Origin of the sequence: Caproicibacterium amylolyticum, assembly GCF_014467055.1 — a bacterium.
Taxonomy (GTDB): Bacteria; Bacillota; Clostridia; order Oscillospirales; family Acutalibacteraceae; genus Caproicibacterium; species Caproicibacterium amylolyticum.
In genome coordinates, this window is sequence record NZ_CP060696.1 from 2597546 (window position 1) to 2613795 (window position 16250).

The 16250-nt window shown below is 49.6% G+C and carries 15 protein-coding genes; 8 read left to right on the forward strand and 7 right to left on the reverse strand.

The window, feature by feature from the left end; translation table 11 throughout:
- The first annotated feature begins 15 nt into the window (after window positions 1-15).
- Complete coding sequence (locus H6X83_RS12545; RefSeq protein ID WP_212506798.1) at window positions 16-1443, forward strand: recombinase family protein; 1428 nt, start codon at window positions 16-18, stop codon at window positions 1441-1443.
- A gap of 31 nt (window positions 1444-1474) precedes the next feature.
- Here H6X83_RS12545 and H6X83_RS14865 read toward each other — a convergent pair whose 3' ends face one another.
- From H6X83_RS14865 to H6X83_RS12560, 3 genes are read right to left on the reverse strand one after another with little or no spacing between them, the layout of a single operon-like run.
- Window positions 1475-1642 (reverse strand): manganese catalase family protein, encoded by a 168-nt coding sequence (locus tag H6X83_RS14865; protein ID WP_343063113.1) that lies wholly within the window; start codon window positions 1640-1642, stop codon window positions 1475-1477.
- Window positions 1585-1851 (reverse strand): spore coat protein CotJB, encoded by a 267-nt coding sequence (locus H6X83_RS12555; RefSeq protein ID WP_212506800.1) that lies wholly within the window; start codon window positions 1849-1851, stop codon window positions 1585-1587. Before H6X83_RS12555 ends, H6X83_RS14865 begins: the two co-directional genes overlap by 58 nt.
- Window positions 1848-2039, reverse strand: coding sequence for a spore coat associated protein CotJA (locus tag H6X83_RS12560; protein ID WP_212506801.1), 192 nt, complete (start codon window positions 2037-2039; stop codon window positions 1848-1850). Before H6X83_RS12560 ends, H6X83_RS12555 begins: the two co-directional genes overlap by 4 nt.
- Window positions 2040-2319: 280 nt before the next feature.
- Between H6X83_RS12560 and H6X83_RS12565 the strand changes: the two genes are divergently transcribed.
- Window positions 2320-3261, forward strand: coding sequence for a glycosyltransferase family 2 protein (locus tag H6X83_RS12565; RefSeq protein ID WP_212506802.1), 942 nt, complete (start codon window positions 2320-2322; stop codon window positions 3259-3261).
- A gap of 48 nt (window positions 3262-3309) precedes the next feature.
- Here H6X83_RS12565 and H6X83_RS12570 read toward each other — a convergent pair whose 3' ends face one another.
- Window positions 3310-3984 (reverse strand): DUF421 domain-containing protein, encoded by a 675-nt coding sequence (locus tag H6X83_RS12570; RefSeq protein ID WP_212506803.1) that lies wholly within the window; start codon window positions 3982-3984, stop codon window positions 3310-3312.
- Between the two features lie 131 nt (window positions 3985-4115).
- Between H6X83_RS12570 and H6X83_RS12575 the strand changes: the two genes are divergently transcribed.
- Window positions 4116-5255 carry a glycerate kinase family protein gene (locus tag H6X83_RS12575; RefSeq protein ID WP_212506804.1) on the forward strand — a complete coding sequence of 380 codons (1140 nt, stop codon included), beginning with the start codon at window positions 4116-4118 and terminating at the stop codon, window positions 5253-5255.
- A gap of 75 nt (window positions 5256-5330) precedes the next feature.
- On the opposite strand, the gene H6X83_RS12580 is transcribed toward H6X83_RS12575, so the two are convergent.
- The 3 genes from H6X83_RS12580 to H6X83_RS12590 form a co-directional block, all read right to left on the reverse strand.
- Entirely contained in the window at window positions 5331-5984 is a 654-nt protein-coding gene (locus H6X83_RS12580) for a sortase (protein WP_212506805.1), read from the reverse strand.
- On the reverse strand, window positions 5977-8376 hold the full coding sequence (locus H6X83_RS12585; protein ID WP_212506806.1) for a collagen-binding domain-containing protein: 2400 nt from the start codon (window positions 8374-8376) through the stop codon (window positions 5977-5979). Before H6X83_RS12585 ends, H6X83_RS12580 begins: the two co-directional genes overlap by 8 nt.
- Window positions 8377-8714: 338 nt before the next feature.
- Entirely contained in the window at window positions 8715-9917 is a 1203-nt protein-coding gene (locus tag H6X83_RS12590) for an FprA family A-type flavoprotein (RefSeq protein WP_212506807.1), read from the reverse strand.
- Between the two features lie 455 nt (window positions 9918-10372).
- Here H6X83_RS12590 and glmS point away from each other — a divergent pair, with 455 nt between their 5' ends.
- The 5 genes from glmS to H6X83_RS12615 all read left to right on the forward strand — a co-directional run bounded on the left by glmS (window position 10373) and on the right by H6X83_RS12615 (window position 16174).
- Window positions 10373-12193: a glutamine--fructose-6-phosphate transaminase (isomerizing) gene (gene glmS / locus H6X83_RS12595; RefSeq protein ID WP_212506808.1), complete on the forward strand. Its 1821-nt coding sequence runs from the start codon at window positions 10373-10375 to the stop codon at window positions 12191-12193.
- Window positions 12194-12275: 82 nt separating this feature from the next.
- A complete protein-coding gene (locus tag H6X83_RS12600) occupies window positions 12276-12806 on the forward strand; it encodes a GNAT family N-acetyltransferase (protein ID WP_212506809.1) in 531 nt (176 codons plus the stop codon).
- 105 nt (window positions 12807-12911) lie between these two features.
- On the forward strand, window positions 12912-13997 hold the full coding sequence (locus tag H6X83_RS12605; protein ID WP_212506810.1) for a glycerol dehydrogenase: 1086 nt from the start codon (window positions 12912-12914) through the stop codon (window positions 13995-13997).
- Between the two features lie 232 nt (window positions 13998-14229).
- Complete coding sequence (locus H6X83_RS12610; RefSeq protein WP_212506811.1) at window positions 14230-15090, forward strand: undecaprenyl-diphosphate phosphatase; 861 nt, start codon at window positions 14230-14232, stop codon at window positions 15088-15090.
- A 214-nt stretch (window positions 15091-15304) separates the two neighbouring features.
- Window positions 15305-16174, forward strand: a complete 870-nt coding sequence (locus H6X83_RS12615) for a DUF368 domain-containing protein (RefSeq protein ID WP_212506812.1) — start codon at window positions 15305-15307, stop codon at window positions 16172-16174.
- Window positions 16175-16250 lie beyond the last annotated feature (76 nt).

Sequence of the window (16250 nt, forward strand, 5' to 3'; positions counted from 1 at the left end):
GAAGCAGGTGATACCATGCAGACAGCAGCAGCCTACATCCGTGTAAGTACGGATGATCAGCTGGAGTACAGTCCGGAAAGCCAGCTGGAATTGATTCAGCAATACGCCAAAGAGCACGATATGATTCTGCCGGCAGAATACATTTTCCGTGAAGCGGAAGGTATCAGCGGCCGCAAAGCGGAAAAACGTCCGGAATTCCAGCGGATGATTGCCACAGCCCGTTCAGATAAAAGTGACATTAATGTCATTCTGGTCTGGAAGTTCAGTCGTTTCGCGCGCAATCAGGAGGAAAGCATTGTCTACAAGTCCTTGCTGAAACGCGAAAAAGGTATTTCTGTTGTCAGCATTTCGGAACCGATTGCTGACGGCGAATTTGGCAGTCTGATTGAACGCATTATTGAATGGATGGACGGCTATTATTCTGTCCGTCTTGCAGGCGAAGTCAAGCGCGGCATGACTAAAGCATTTGAAACCGGCCATCCGGTTTCCATTGCGCCAATCGGCTACCTTATGAAAGAAAGCAAGCTGGTACCTGACCCGGACTCTGCCCCATTGGTACAGATGATCTTTCATGATTACCTTGACGGACTGGGTGCTAAAAAAATCGCTATGAAAATCAATACAATGGGTATCCGCACCCGGCGCGGGAATCTATGGGAAAACCGCACGGTAGACTATATTTTGCGCAACCCGGTGTATCATGGTAAAATTCGCTGGAACCCGGACCATATTACCCGCCGTGATTATGACGACCCATCCGTTAGAATCGTTGACGGTCAGCATGAACCAATTATTGACGCAAAGACCTGGGCCGCTGTGCAGGAAAAAATTGCAAAGAACCGGGTGCTGCACAGCAAGTATATACATCAGATTACGCCAACGCTGCACAGTCCGCTCCAGGGGCTGTGCAAGTGCAGCAACTGCGGCGCCACAATGTCTTTTACCCGCGGTGGCTTCCAATGCTCTGCTTTTGCTCACGGTCGGTGTACTGTATCGCACTATATTGCACTCGACAAGCTGGAATCACTGGCGTATTATTTCATTGAAAGAGATTTAACTTCCGGTGATGTTGCGCTTATCCACCGCACCCATCCAGAACAGGAGAAAGGCTCTGTCGCGATTGTGCGGCAGCAGCTTGACCGGGAACGCCAAAAGCTGTCCCGCGTAAAGGAAGCATATGCTTCGGGTGTAGACACCCTAGAAGAATACCAGCAAAACAAAATGCGAATAAACAAGCAAATTGCCAAGCTGGAAAGTCAGCTTAAACAATCCACTCCGAAAGTGGATATTAAGGCATACTGCAAAGAGAATCTGGCGAAGCTGGCACGCATTAAGTCCCCGGATGTACCGATGGATGAAAAGTCGAAGCTCATGCGCTCGTTTGTTGACCATATTGTTTTTAACCGCAAGACCTGCGGAATTGCGGTGTTTTATTACGCATGACCGCGCGTATATTTTTTATGTATACTAATTATCACATTTTACAGTATAGTCCGCCGTATTGACTTAAAATAATTTTTGCCATAGCCGGATCTGGATTTTTAATGTTTATTGGGTACTGCAGTCGCTTCTCGTAGCTCCACATTAGCTTTTCTCCTCCCTTTCTGCCTGTATCTCCCAGGGCCATGGCTCCTGCACCCATGCTACTCTGTTAGCAGTTGCCTCACTGATATTCAGTGGACCGTAAGTCTCTTCGTACTGGCTAATCAGTTCCTGTGTCTGCTTTTGGTACTCTGCAAGCCGTTTCATGGCCCCGCAGTCATTGGGATGCGTATCCAAGAAGATTTTCAGTTCCCACATGGCAAACTGGCAGGCACCGATTTTCCGTAAAAGTCTCTGTTGCTCTGTCACTTTTTTGCACCTCCCAAAAATGGCTTATCCAATCCACAGAACAGAGTGCCGGCATCAAGTGCCTGCTCCGGTGCATACAAATTTTCAAATTTCTGAAACGGAACATACGCCATTGCCAGAACCGGGTCTTTCGGCAAAGGCGAAAGTGTCTGCGCATTGCAGGCCTGACCGTCTATATATTCCTCCATCGAAATAACTCCTTTCCTGGGGAATTTCCCTCTTTCATCTTATGCATCCAAAAGGATTTTTGCTGTAATTCGCGGGCAAAAGCATAAGAGTCACTCCTGATTTTCACTTGTTGTACGAATTTCGTTCATTTTTTCTACAGGTTGGGGATGTATCTTATTATTTACAAAGCAAATTTCTGGATATTTTTTACAATTTGTTGTAAACTGTTGGCGTCTATGTTAAAATAGTTTACAGAATTTACCGCAGCCTGCCTGGCTGCTTTGATGAGAGGTAACCAATATGTCTACTGTTTATTTTGTAATACCATGCTACAATGAAGAAGCCGTGCTGCCGGAAACGGTAAAGGAACTGACCGCACAGCTGCAGTCCATGGTGCAGGAGGGACTGGCAGATGAAAAAAGCCGTATGCTCTTTGTAGATGACGGCAGCAAAGACCGCACTTGGGAACTGATTGAACAATTTCATTCAGAAAACCAATTCGTTAATGGCCTCAAACTGGCACACAACCGCGGTCATCAAAATGCCCTGCTGGCGGGGCTGATGACAGCCAAAGAAGAAGCAGACTGCGCCATTAGTCTGGACGCTGATCTGCAGGACGACGTTTCTGTGCTGCCGCAGTTTGTGCAGAAATTTCAGGATGGCTGCGACGTGGTGTACGGTGTGCGCAACAAGCGTGAAACGGACACCTGGTTCAAACGCACCACGGCGGAGGGGTTCTACAAAGTCATGGCGAAGCTCGGCGTTGACATTGTCTTCAACCACGCTGATTACCGCCTAATGAGCAAGTGTGCACTGGATGCGCTCTCTGAATATAAGGAAGTGAATCTATTCCTGCGCGGCATTGTTCCACTCATTGGTTACCGCAGTGATTACGTATACTATGACCGCCACGAGCGTTTTGCCGGTGAAAGCAAATATCCACTGAAAAAAATGATTAGTTTTGCCATGGATGGTATCACCTCTTTCAGCGTAAAACCATTAAAAATCATCTCCAACATCGGTATTTTTGTTGCAATGATCTCCATCATTGGCCTGCTCTATGCGCTGATCTCCCATTTTTTAGGCAACACGGTTTCCGGATGGACAGCCATCGTCTGCTCCATCTGGCTTTTAGGCGGCATCCAAATGCTGTGCCTTGGGGTTGTCGGCGAATATATTGGTAAAATCTACAGTGAAGTAAAGGGACGCCCGCGCTTCCGCATTGAAAAGCACTTAAAGTAATGTCTACACAAAAAAGGGCGGGAACCGCGCACGCAGCTCCTGCCCTTTTTATTTTGTTGTATAAAACTGCACCGAATTGTTTTTATCGCACATCCCGAGGAAAACATCTTTTGCAGAGCGGTAACCCTGCGCCTTGAGCTGCTGCTGCAGCCAGCTTTCATCCAGGCCTAAATTGTGAAGCTTCTCCCCCTGTATGCGTCCATCCATAATAATCTCTGTAAAAAAGGTTTCCTGCTGCGGTGAAAGGTTTAAATCTGAGGGAGTTGCCGGCCGTTCTGTGGAAACCGGAAGAATCGTCAAAGAACCGTTATACTCAAAAACAGCGGTCTGAATTGCTTTTAAATCAAAATATCCGGCCTGCCGGCAAAGCACCAAAAACTCACTTAAATCCAGTTTGGCCTTTTTCATATTTGCACGGTTCAGCTTGCCGCTGTCCATTACTACCGTCGGCATACCGTTGGTAATGCGGCGGACACGCGGCACTTTGTTTTCCAGTATACTTAAACATACGGAAACCACACCGTAAATCAGCATGGCAATCAGTGGCTTCCACGGCTTTTCCAGCTCTGTTGCAAGTTCCGCTGCAATGGAACCAATCGTAATGCCGGTAATGTAGTCAAAAAAGTCCAGCTGCGCTATTTGCTTGTGCCCCATCAGCTTGCCAATCAAGAACAAAGCTATGACCGACAAAAACGTAGACAGTATCACTTGTACAATTTCCATGCCTGTGTTCCTCCCTTTGTATTGCCTTAGTATTTGGCAGCCAGCAGAAAATAAACATGGAAAGCGCTGTGAATCTTACAAAAAATGCGATACTACAGTTTATAAAATGATTTTTTGAAAGAAGCATAAAAATGAAAAAATGCATTTTCATACCGGATTCTTTTAAGGGTACCATGACTTCCGCAGAGATCTGCTCAATCATGGCTCAGGCGGTGCGAACACATGAGCCGCAGGCGGAACTTTGCAGTGTACCAGTAGCGGACGGCGGTGAAGGCACGGTAGATGCGTTTTTGCAGGCAGCAGGCGGTAAAAAAGTTGTGGCAACCGTTAAAGGACCGCTCTTTGAAGAAGTTCCTGCATTTTACGGCGTTTTGCCAAACAAAACAGCGGTCATTGAGATGGCGGCGGCGGCCGGACTGCCTCTTGTGGGAAACAAAAAAGATGCAGAACAGACAACCACCTTTGGGGTCGGGCAGCTGCTGCGGCACGCAATCGAAAGCGGCTGCAAAACCATCATCCTCGGTCTTGGCGGCAGCGCAACCAACGACGGCGGATGCGGCGCGGCGGCAGCCATGGGTGCAGTTTTCCGCAGAACAGACGGCAGTACCTTTATTCCGGTGGGCGGCACCCTACAGGACATTGCTTCTGTTGACCTTTCTTCACTGCAAAAAGTTCTATCTGATACAAAGATTCTCACCATGTGTGATATTGAAAATCCACTGTGCGGGCCAACCGGTGCCGCTGCTGTTTTTGCGCCGCAAAAAGGGGCCAGCCCCGCCGCAGTCAAGCGTCTGGACTGCGGTCTTCTGCACCTTGCGAAAATTCTGCAGCAAGCAACCGGATGTGACATCTCCCAGCTTCCCGGCGCAGGTGCAGCGGGCGGCATGGGCGGCGGTATGGCTGCTTTCTTTCACAGCCCGCTGCAAAGCGGCATTGAGACCATGCTGGACACGGTTCACTTTGACGAAATGCTGAAAGATACCGACCTGGTCTTTACCGGTGAAGGCAAATTGGACAGCCAATCCCTCTGCGGCAAGGTGCTTTCCGGCGTTGCCCGCCGCGCAAAAGCCGCCGGTGTTCCACTGATTGCCGTTGTCGGCGACATTGAAGGCACCGCCGCAGACGCTTATAAAGCCGGGATTTCTGCCGTTTTCAGTATTAACCGTACGGCAGTGCCATACGCACAGGCAAAGCTGCGCAGCCGCGCCGACCTTTTCCTGACAATGGACAACCTCATGCGCTTCTTAAAACAGTTTGCCCCACAATTCTAATTTGTTTTCATGAACACAAAAACGCTCCTGCATCTGCGGAATCTGCCGCAGTGCAGGAGCGTTTTTTAAGATAACTTATGCAGTCTGCCGGCAGCGCACTAGCACACGCTTTTGGCCGGTAAAATTGCACGTAAACAGAGACAAATCCCAATCCCCCGTTTTGAGAGCTTCAAAATCATTGGAAGCAATTTCTGTCACTTCAGAAACTGTATACTGATACACGGTTCCGTTTAGGTTGGTAAACGTCACACGGCTGCCAACCTGCATACTCTGCAGGGAACCGAAGTGCCTGCGGTAATTATGCCCGCAAATGACAAATCGGGAAATTTCACCGTTCTCACCTGTATAACGGCACGGTGCAGTTTTGAGTGCATCCTGTGTATATGCTGCCTGTATGGGAAGCTTGATACCGAGAGAGGGCAGCTCCAAAATTCCAATACAGCCGTCTTTCTCCGGCAGGGACAATGTTGAAGTGCTACTGCCAGAAGCCGTGGGTTTTGCATTGCTCTGTCTGCCGGATGCCGCAGAATCAGAGCTGACAGCTGACCCCGCCGAAGCAGTCTGCGAAGCACTGCTGATTTTTGTTTCCACCTGCGCAAGCAGCTTCGCCGCACTGGTTCCGGCTTCTTCATCTGCGTGGTTATTCACCGCCCAAAATGCCGCTCCCACAAGGACAACTGCAATGCCAATCAGTAAAACAACCAGACCATGTTTTTGCTTTTTATTCATGCTTTTTCTTTGCGCGTCCATGAATCATTTCAATAATGCCATACAGAATGACTGCACTGCCACAGGCAAAGGTCACCAGAATGGGCACAACATCCGCGCCGGTCTGCGGCAATTTTTCGTTATTCGTAACGGCTTCGCCGCTGTTTCCATTGGAAGCCGGTATGCTGGAATCAGCGCTCGGATTTGCAGAGGATACGGTTCCGGCACCGTTGCTCGGGGTGTTGCCAGACTCTGCATTCGGTGTTTCAGAAGATGCGGAAGAACTTTCTCCATTGCCGTTGCTGGGTGTGCTGCTGCTTTCCTGACTCGGTGCTTCGCTGGAACCAGTCGAAGAAGAGCCAGGGTCACTGCTTGACGTTACCGGCGGATAATACGGATGTGAAAAAGTACTGGAAGAACTGTTGCTGGAGCTGCTGCTCGAACCGCTCTCGGATGAACTGCCGGTTCCGTGACTGTTCGGTTCACTGTCCACTTTGCTTGGTGTGCTGTTGCTACTAGAAGAACTACTCTGTGAGGAACTATCGGATGGTGTGCTGCTCGAACCGCTCTCGGATGAACTGCCGGTCCCGTGGCTGTTCGGGTCACTGTCCACTTTGCTTGGTGTGCCGGAACTATTGGAAGAACTACTTTGTGAAGAACTGTCGGAGGGTAAGCTGCTCGAACCGCTCTCGGATGAACTGCCGGTCCCGTGGCTGTTCGGGTCACTGTCCACTTTGCTTGGTGTGCCGGAACTATTGGAAGAACTACTTTGTGAAGAACTGTCGGAGGGTAAGCTGCTCGAACCGCTCTCGGATGAACTGCCGATCCCATGGCTGTTCGGGTCGCTGTCCACCTTGCTCGGTGTGCCGGAACTATTGGAAGAACTACTTTGTGAAGAACTGTCGGAGGGGGTGCTGCTCACACTGCTTTCAGACGAACTGTCACCATTACCATGGCTCGGCGTACTGCTGCTTTCCTCACTCGGCGTTTCGGAACTTAAAGCTTCAGAACTCGGTGTCACAATAATTTCTGAAGATGTTGTAGAAGATTCAGAGGAAGACGAGGACTCTTCCTCCTTTGCAGCAAAATAAACGTCCGCAGAACTTACTGCCTGAAAAGGAATACGGTGAATCTCGCCGCCACTGATATGATGCACTTCATTGGCATATACAGGGCCATTCATTGAAGAACCGTCGGCAATCACCTGTGCATTTGGTGCCAGCAGCGTTCCGAGTGTACCGGCACTCGCAGAGGTATGTACTGTGCCGCTGTAGCTGCCAAAGTTCCAGATAACACGGCTCGCAACTGTGTTCCAGCTTTCTCCGGGATTAACGCCGCCGATTTTCACTTCCGGCAGCCGAGTGACCGGAGCTGAAGAATTTATATTAATAATTAAATACTGATTGCTGTTCAGCAGAATCCCGTTGTTTTGCACCGCATTGGCATCCGAAAAGCCCATTGCAGCGGCCACTGCCTGCCGCAGGCTTTCTGCACTGCCGTCTGCTGTAGAAAGATTCAGTACTTTAACCGCTGCGTCTTCGCTCACATTTTGCGCAAGGCCGCTCAGCCGGTCTGCAAAACCAGACAAGCTGGAAAGCATTCCGCTGACATTGGGATTCTGGGTTCCATCATCAATTACAACCGAACTGCCGTTTAAATTAATTGTATACCGGCGGCTGTCAGCCGTTGACAAAACACGCTGACCTCCCTCGCCCTGCAGACTGTTGTTTGCACCAAACACAACCTTGCTTTTTGTTTCCCCTGCGCTTTTCAATGTCAAAACACCGGTGCTGGATTCTACGGTACCGACATAGCTGACTGCGCCGCTTGCCAGGTTGTCCGTTGTCTGCGGAACTGTTACTTTTTCAGCGTGCTCTGCGTCTGGTTTTTCATCTTTGTAAGGCATAACATAATAAGTCCTGCCTGCCTCCAGGCTGCTGACTGTAGTATTGCCGCTGCCATTCTCATCAACACCAACAGTTACATTTTCTCCAATTTGCTGTGCTGCCTCTGCATCCGCAAAAATACCGAACTGGCAGGCAGCTTTTGCATTATACACATGGATCGTCAAAGAAGCAGCGGACGGATATGTAACATCATGTGTATTGCCGATTTCACCGTTGCTGCCGGTCAGGGTGTTGACTGCAATATTCGTTTCAAAATCAAGATTATTTTCCAGCAGATTTGCCACCACTCCATACTGCCGCGCTTTGCCTAAGCCTGCGGCAATTTGCTGTGCGGTAAGGCCATTGGTCTGCGGAGCTTCTGTTGGTTCCATTACAATGGTTTTCTGCTGGCTGCCGTCGCCAGTTTGCGCAAAAGCTGCCGCTGTAAAGGAAACTGCTACTGTGCAGGCAACAGCTGCGCAGGCCAGCCGGTGGAGCATTGCTTTACAATTTTCAGTATGTTTCATGGATGTGCCTCTCTTCCAAATGCTTCAAAAGTAGATTCATGTTTTCGCATGGATTTGACAAATCTAATTTTCGTCAATTTCTATCTTTGGTTTGATTTCTTGTAAGAGAGTATACATTCTAACCGTTTCGGTGTCAATCCCATTTTTGTTGTGATTTTTCATCAACATTTCATGTTATATGAGTGAAAACTTATAATAATTTTTTGGCTTTTCCTTTTTGCACAAAACCGCATAAAAAAGCACCCGGGCGCTTGTAATTTTACCACCCGAATGCATTTAGACAAAGTGTCATATTTTATTCTGCTTATCTAATTTTTGAGCAGAACTTAAGGTTCATATCACTGCAAAGAATCCACGATTGCCTGTGCCAATGCTTCCAGCTGCGGCAGCTGCTCAGGCTTCAAAGAGGAGCGAATCTGCAGCGGTTCGCCCACTTGCTGCATCCCCTTCATTGCGGAAAGGTGCTCGTTCATTTTGTTGGCGGAAATCGGTGCCCAGCTGCCATTGCCCAGCAAAGAATAGCGGCGGTTCTGCAGATTCAGCGCCGCCATATCATGCAGTAAAGTTTCCATGGGCAGATAAATGCCGTTGTTGTAGGTCGGCGCTGCCAACACCAGATTGCTGTACCGAAATGCATCGGCAATCAAATAGGAAGTGTCGGTTTTTGAAATATCGTAAACCCGCAGAGCATGTACGCCCTTTTGCGCCAGCAGATTTGCCAGCACTTCCGCCATATTTGAAGTGTTGCCATACATAGAGCCGTACGCTATCATAACACCCTGTTCCTCGGGCTCATAGCGGCTCCAGAGGTCATACTTTTTCAGGAACCACGCAATGTCCTGCCGCCAGATAGGGCCGTGCAGCGGACACAGCATCGCAATGTCCAGCTTGGCGGCTTTTTTTAACACAGACTGCACCTGCGAACCGTACTTGCCAACAATGTTGGCATAATACCGGCGTGCTTCATCTGCATAGCGGTTCTGAAAATCCACTTCGTCCGCAAAAACAGAGCCGTGGAAGGCGCCGAAGGTGCCGAATGCATCCGCACAGAACAGGATTTTGTCAGTGGCATCATAGGTCATCATGACTTCCGGCCAATGTACCATGGGTGCCATCATAAATGTAAGCAGGTGGTGGCCAAGATCCAGCGTATCGCCCTCTTTTACCTGTATACATTTGTCGTCCAGCGGGAAATCAAAGAACTGCCCAATCAGTTGAAAAGTCTTTGCGTTGCCGACCAGCTTTGCCTGCGGCCAGCGGCGTACAATCTCGCCAATCACCGCGCAGTGGTCCGGTTCCATGTGGTTGACAATCAAATAGTCCAGTTCGCGGCCGTCCAATGCGTGCTCTACGTTCTCCAAGAACTGGCGGGTGATGGCCGCATCCGCCGTATCCATCAGGGCTGTTTTGCTGTCCTGAATCAAATATGCGTTGTAGCTTACACCGTCCGGAAGCGGAAAAAGATTTTCAAACAAAGCGAGCCGCCGGTCGCTGCCGCCAACCCAAATGATGTCATCTGTTACCTTTTGTGTGCAGTACATAGAAGCTGCGCCTCCTAATAATAGTTATCATTTCTATTTTATACAAAGCATTATATCACAGTCCAGAAAAAACTGCAAGCAGTTCCTTAAAATTTTCCAGTATCAGGGAGCATTTCGGTTTTATGTTGACGAAATACATGATTTCTGTGTATAATAGGGTACATCACTTTCCGGGAGGGATGCATTGAAAACAAAAAACTGCGAATTTTAATGAAGCGCCAGACGCGTGGATGCGGGCAGACCCCCGTGGGTTCTGCCCCCTGCCAGAGCATCCCCTGCGTGACGAGGAGAAGTGTGATCGAAGGTTTCGGCGGATGCACTTCCGGCTGCAAAACGGGCAGTCGTAAGGCGGTGTACAAAGCGCGATGCGGGTGTCAGCACCCCGTGGAGAATCGCGGCAAAAGCACCGCTGTTTCCGTAAATTTTTTGCAATACGGAAAGGATAAAAACTGAATATGTGTGGAATTATTGGCTATGTAGGAAACGAGGACTCCGTTGACATTCTGCTGGACGGACTTCGCAGACTGGAGTACCGCGGCTATGATTCCGCGGGAATCGCGGTTTACGGCAAAGACGGTGTTTCCGTTGTGAAAGCACGCGGACGTCTGCAGTGCCTGCAGGACAAAATCGACGCTGGCGAACGCCCCTTTGGTAATTGCGGCATTGGCCACACCCGCTGGGCAACCCACGGCGAGCCGAGTGATGTAAACGCACACCCGCATTGCTGCGGTCATGTAACCTTGGTGCACAACGGCATCATAGAAAACTACATGCAGCTCAAAGCCGAACGCACTGCGGAGGGTGTCGTTTTTCAAAGTGAAACCGACACCGAAGTCGCGGCAGCCACGCTGAACCACTTCTACACAGGCGACCCCATTGCTGCCATCGCAAAAACGGTGGAAGCAGTGGAGGGTTCTTACGCCCTGGGCATCCTGTTTGATGACCAGCCCGACACTTTATACGCTATACGGCGTGACAGCCCGCTGGTGGTCGGCCTTGGCAAAGGTGAAAACTTCATTGCCTCTGACATGACCGTTCTGCTGCAGCACACTAAGCAGTACCTGCTGCCTCAACCCGGTGAAATTGCGGTGATCGCCAAGGACAGCGTAGAAATGTTCGGGCTGGACGGCAAGCCGATTCACAAAGAAGTGCTGACCGCAGACTGGGATGCCGGCACCGCCGAAAAAGGCGGTTACCCGCACTTCATGCTCAAAGAGATTCACGAGGAACCGGATGCGGTTCGCCGCTGCATTTCTCCGCGCATCCGCGACGGAAAAATTGAGCTGAACATCCCCGGTCTGCCGAATGAAACACTCGCCAAAACGGAGCGTATCCACATTGTAGCCTGCGGCACAGCCATGCATGCGGGCCTGGTGGGTCGTTATGCCATTGAAGCACTCGCACGCGTTCCAGTGGAAGTGGACATCGCTTCTGAATTCCGTTACCGCAATCCGGTGCTGGGGAAAAATGACCTTGTCGTGCTCATTTCCCAGTCCGGTGAAACAGCTGACACACTGGCTGCTCTCCGTCTGGCAAAGGGACGCGGCATCCGCACGCTTGCCATCGTCAACGTGCCGGGTTCCTCCATTGCCCGCGAAGCGGACGACGTGCTTTACACTTGGGCAGGGCCGGAAATCGCCGTTGCCAGCACCAAAGCGTACTTGGTACAGCTGTCTGTACTGTATTTGCTTGCAGTAAAACTTGGTTCCCTGCACGGAGAACTCTCCACTGAGAAAGAACAGCAGCTCTGCAGTGACCTGCTGGAAATGCCGGCGAAGATTCAGGAAGCCATTGACGGTGAACCGGATGTGCTTGCCTGCGCGGAAGAGCTGAAAAACGCACAGCATGTGTTCTTTATCGGCCGCGGGGTGGACTATACTCTTTGCATGGAAAGTTCCCTGAAGCTGAAAGAGGTTTCTTACATCCACTGCGAAGCCTACGCCGCAGGCGAACTCAAACATGGCACGATTTCGCTGATTGAGAACGGCACCCCAGTCATAGCGGTTGCAACGCAGCCCAGTCTGTACCCGAAAACGGTCAGCAACTTGGAGGAAGTCAAGGCGCGCGGTGCGGATGTCATGCTGGTCTGCGACAAAGATGCAAAAGTAGAACCGGATTTGACCAAAAATCTGCTGCGCGTACCGAATGTAGACAACATTTTGGCACCCATGGTAACCATAGTACCACTGCAGCTGCTGGCGTATCACATTGCTGTCCTGCGCGGATGCGATGTAGATAAGCCACGGAACCTGGCAAAATCTGTTACAGTCGAATAAAGAGTTTTTAAGTAGCGGCTTCGCAGCCTATATATGGATTTGCGAAGCCGCTGCTTCTCTTTATAAAGGGAAGGAACTCACCATGATTTTTAGAAAAGGAACCATTGCCGATGTGACACCGCTGGCAAAGCTTTACGATGATCTAATCGACCACCTGCAAAACACCACCAACTATCCGGGCTGGGTAAAAGGCATTTATCCTACCCAAGAGGATGCTGCGGCTGGCATTTCCGACGGCACCCTTTACGTTGCGGAAGAAAATGGTCAGCTTGCCGGCACCATTATTTTAAATCATAAACCGGAATCTCCTTATCATCGGATAAAATGGAACATTGACGCCGCGGATGAGCAGATTTTTATTGTACATACTTTTGCTGCACACCCAAACTTTTTAAAGGCCGGTGTGGGCACCAAGCTGCTCAGCTTCGCCGAAAAGCAGGCAGTGCAGGAGGGACTTCGCGCAATCCGTCTGGATGTGTTTGAAAAAAATTTCCCCGCCATCCATCTTTATGAAAAATGTGGTTTTCAGTATGTTTCCACGGTAGATATGGGGCTTGGCTGTTACGGTCTGGACCTCTTTAAACTTTACGAAAAGGTGCTCTCCCGGCCATAATCTAGAAACTAAAATCTTTTCTGCAACAGGAATTGACTTTTTTTCGGGAAAGATTATAATGAAAGTATACAAGCATTGTTATTTTTTTATCAAGGAGGCCCTATTATGTCCAGACTCAAGCTGATGCGCGCGCCGCAGAAATACGTACAGGGTAAAGACTCCCTGCTGCAATTCCATGAAGAGATGCAGAGCCTTGGCAGCAAGTGGCTGTTTATCTGCTCCCGCAGCGGCCACAAAATGTGCCATGGCAAAATTGAACAAAGCTTTTCCGGCACCACAGACACCCGCCGCTATGAAATTTTCGGCGGTGTTTCCAGCGTTGGTGAAATCGAAAAAATGCGCAAAATCATAAAAGAGGATGGCATTAATGTTGTGGTCGGCGTGGGCGGCGGCTCTGCAATCGATACCGCAAAGGCAACCGCCCACTATGAACATCTGCCGGTCGTCATCATTCCTACCGTTGTAGCAACAGATGCTCCCTGCACTGGACTTTCTGTAATATACAATGATGACAAAACTTTCAACAGCTATCTGTTCTACCCAAAGAACCCGGAAGCCGTTATCGTGGACAGCGAAGTTATTGCCAACGCACCGGTCAGCTTTCTGGTTGCCGGCATGGGCGATGCACTGGGCACCTACTTTGAAGCACGCGCCTGCCAGCGTACCGATGCTCCCAGCTTGGAATTCGGCGGCATCACCCGTTCCGCAATGGCTCTCTGCAAGCTGTGCTATGAAACCCTGAAGGAATACGGCGTTGCTGCAAAAACCGCCTGTGAAAACCACCTTGTCACCCCCGCACTGGACGCTGTGATTGAAGCAAACGTATACCTTTCCGGTGTTGGTGCGGACAACGGCGGCCTTGCGGTTGCGCATTCCTTTTACAACGGTTTGACCGCGCTGGGCGGACACTCCGCACCGCACGGCAACTGCGTTGCATTTGGCACACTGGTTCAGCTGGTGCTGGAAAATGCCCCGACGGCCGAATTTAAAGAAGTTCAAGACTTCTGCCGCAGCGTTGGCCTGCCTGTTACACTGGAAGAAATCGGCATTACCACAGACGAGCAGGTAAAGACCATTGCTGAAAAGTCCTGTGTGGAGGGCGAGTCCATCCACAACATGTCCGGCGACGTTACACCTCAGCAGCTGTACGCTGCGATTCTTGCTGCAGATGCATTGGGCAAAAAGGCATAAAACAAACATCTTTGTCATATACAAGCCAGAGGAAAGCAAAAACTGCCGCTTTCCTCTGGCTTTTTCTTTTTGCCGCTTGACAAGTTCTGTGAAATGCGCTATTGTATTAGCTGATTAGTACAATAGTACATTGCAAATTCCTGCACAAATTTTTGGTTCCATTTTTACCGAATACATGGTATAATAAGTACCGCTTTTGGTAAATTGAGTACATAAACGAAAGGAATATTTTATGCCGATATTGGAATTTTTTAAAGCCATCATTCTTGGCATCATTGAAGGCATCACCGAATGGCTGCCAATCAGCAGCACCGGCCACATGATTCTGTTCAATTCATTCTGGCCAATGGACCCCGCTCTTTACCGCGGCAAAAAAGCCTTTATTGACCTGTTTCTGGTGGTCATTCAGCTTGGTGCCATCCTTGCCGTTATGGTGCTGTACCGCCACAAGCTGAATCCGTTCAGCCGCCGCAAAACATCGGAACAGAAAAAAGGGACCTGGAACCTGTGGTTTAAAGTTTTCATTGGTTCTATCCCCTGCGGTATTGTCGGTGTTTTGTTTGAAAAAACCATTAAAACAAATTTATTCAACGCACAGGTAGTGGCCGCAATGCTCATTATTTACGGCGTGCTGTTCATTGTCATTGAAAATATGCGCAAAAAGCCACGGCTGCAGTCAACCGACGCAATTACCTATCAGGTGGCATTTTTCATTGGCCTGTTTGAGTGTCTTTCGCTGATTCCGGGTACTTCACGCTCCGGCTCCACGATTCTGGGTGCTATTCTGCTGGGCTGTGCCCGCCCTGCTGCCGCCGAATTCTCCTTCTTCCTTGCAATCCCGGCCATGATTGTCGCCAGCCTGAAAGATGTTTATGATTATTTCAAAGTGTGGGGGGCTGGCTTCTCTGCAATGGAGGCCGGTGTGCTGCTGCTTGGTATGGCGGTAGCATTCATCGTTTCCATCTTCGCTGTTAAAGGCTTGATGAAGTTTGTGCGCAAGCATGACTTTAAAGCCTTTGGCTGGTACCGAATTGCGCTGGGTGCGGCGGTCATTCTGCTCTCCTTTACACCCATCTTGAAAGTTACGGCGTAAAAATTTATTTTTTCCGGGGCGGCTGCGCAGCCGCTATTTTTTTGTAAACTTGTTCACCTGCTGTTCAGGCGGGTCTGCTATACTGCAAACTGGAAGTAATCTAAGAAAACGTCGGAAAGCAAATTCCGAAATTTTTACGGCTTATTCTAGAAATCAAAAAAACAGGATGCGGCAGATTTTCTGCGTGAAGCTGCCGTAAGAAAGGTATTTTGTTATGCGATTCATCAAAGATCTGCTCTGCGGTGCGGTAATGGGCATTGCAGAAATCATTCCCGGTGTCAGCGGCGGCACCATGGCTGTACTCATGAACATTTACGATAAACTCATTGGAGCCATCAGCCACCTGAAAGAGCAGTTTAAAAAGAGTGTGCTGTATCTGCTGCCAATCGTCCTCGGCATGGGGCTTTCTATTCTGGCGCTCAGCCACGTCATCAGCCCGCTGCTGCAAAATTACCCCATGCAGGTAAACTTCCTGTTCCTCGGGCTTGTAATCGGCATTATCCCCATGTTGTTCCGCCGCGCCTGCAAGGGCGGCGTGAAGCCAGTTCACATTTTGCCGTTCATCATTACGCTGGCAATTATGATTGTGCTGGCGTGCTTCTACTCCTTGACGAACAGCAGTGTCATCTCCACCATGGACGCAGGCACCTTCATCCGGTTTGCGCTGGTTGGCTTTCTTGCGGCGGTCTGCCTGATTTTGCCAGGTATCAGCGGCTCCATGATTATGGTTATTTTCGGCATTTACGCCTCTGTCATTGCCGCCATCAGCAAACTCAACATCATGATGCTGATTCCAGTTGCGATTGGTGTGCTTTGCGGTCTGCTGTTTGGTTCAAAAATAATTGACTACTGTCTGCATCGTTTCCCGCAGGCCACGTTCTTTGCCATTTTGGGTCTGGTGAGCGGTTCCACAATCTCACTGGTTCAGCGTGCACTGCTGCCGGAATCTGCAAACAAAGTCTTTACTCTGCCTGGAGCGGGTGGGATTGCGGTGGCTATAGTCATGTTGGCAGTCGGTATTGTAGTTTCGCTGTTCTTTACCTCTGAACGCATGATGAACGCAGGAGAAGCCAAAGAGGATTAATTCACTGTACAGACGACAAACAGGTTGGATTTTAAGCATATTGGAATTGAATGTAGTTTTTTTGAAAATGAAGTGT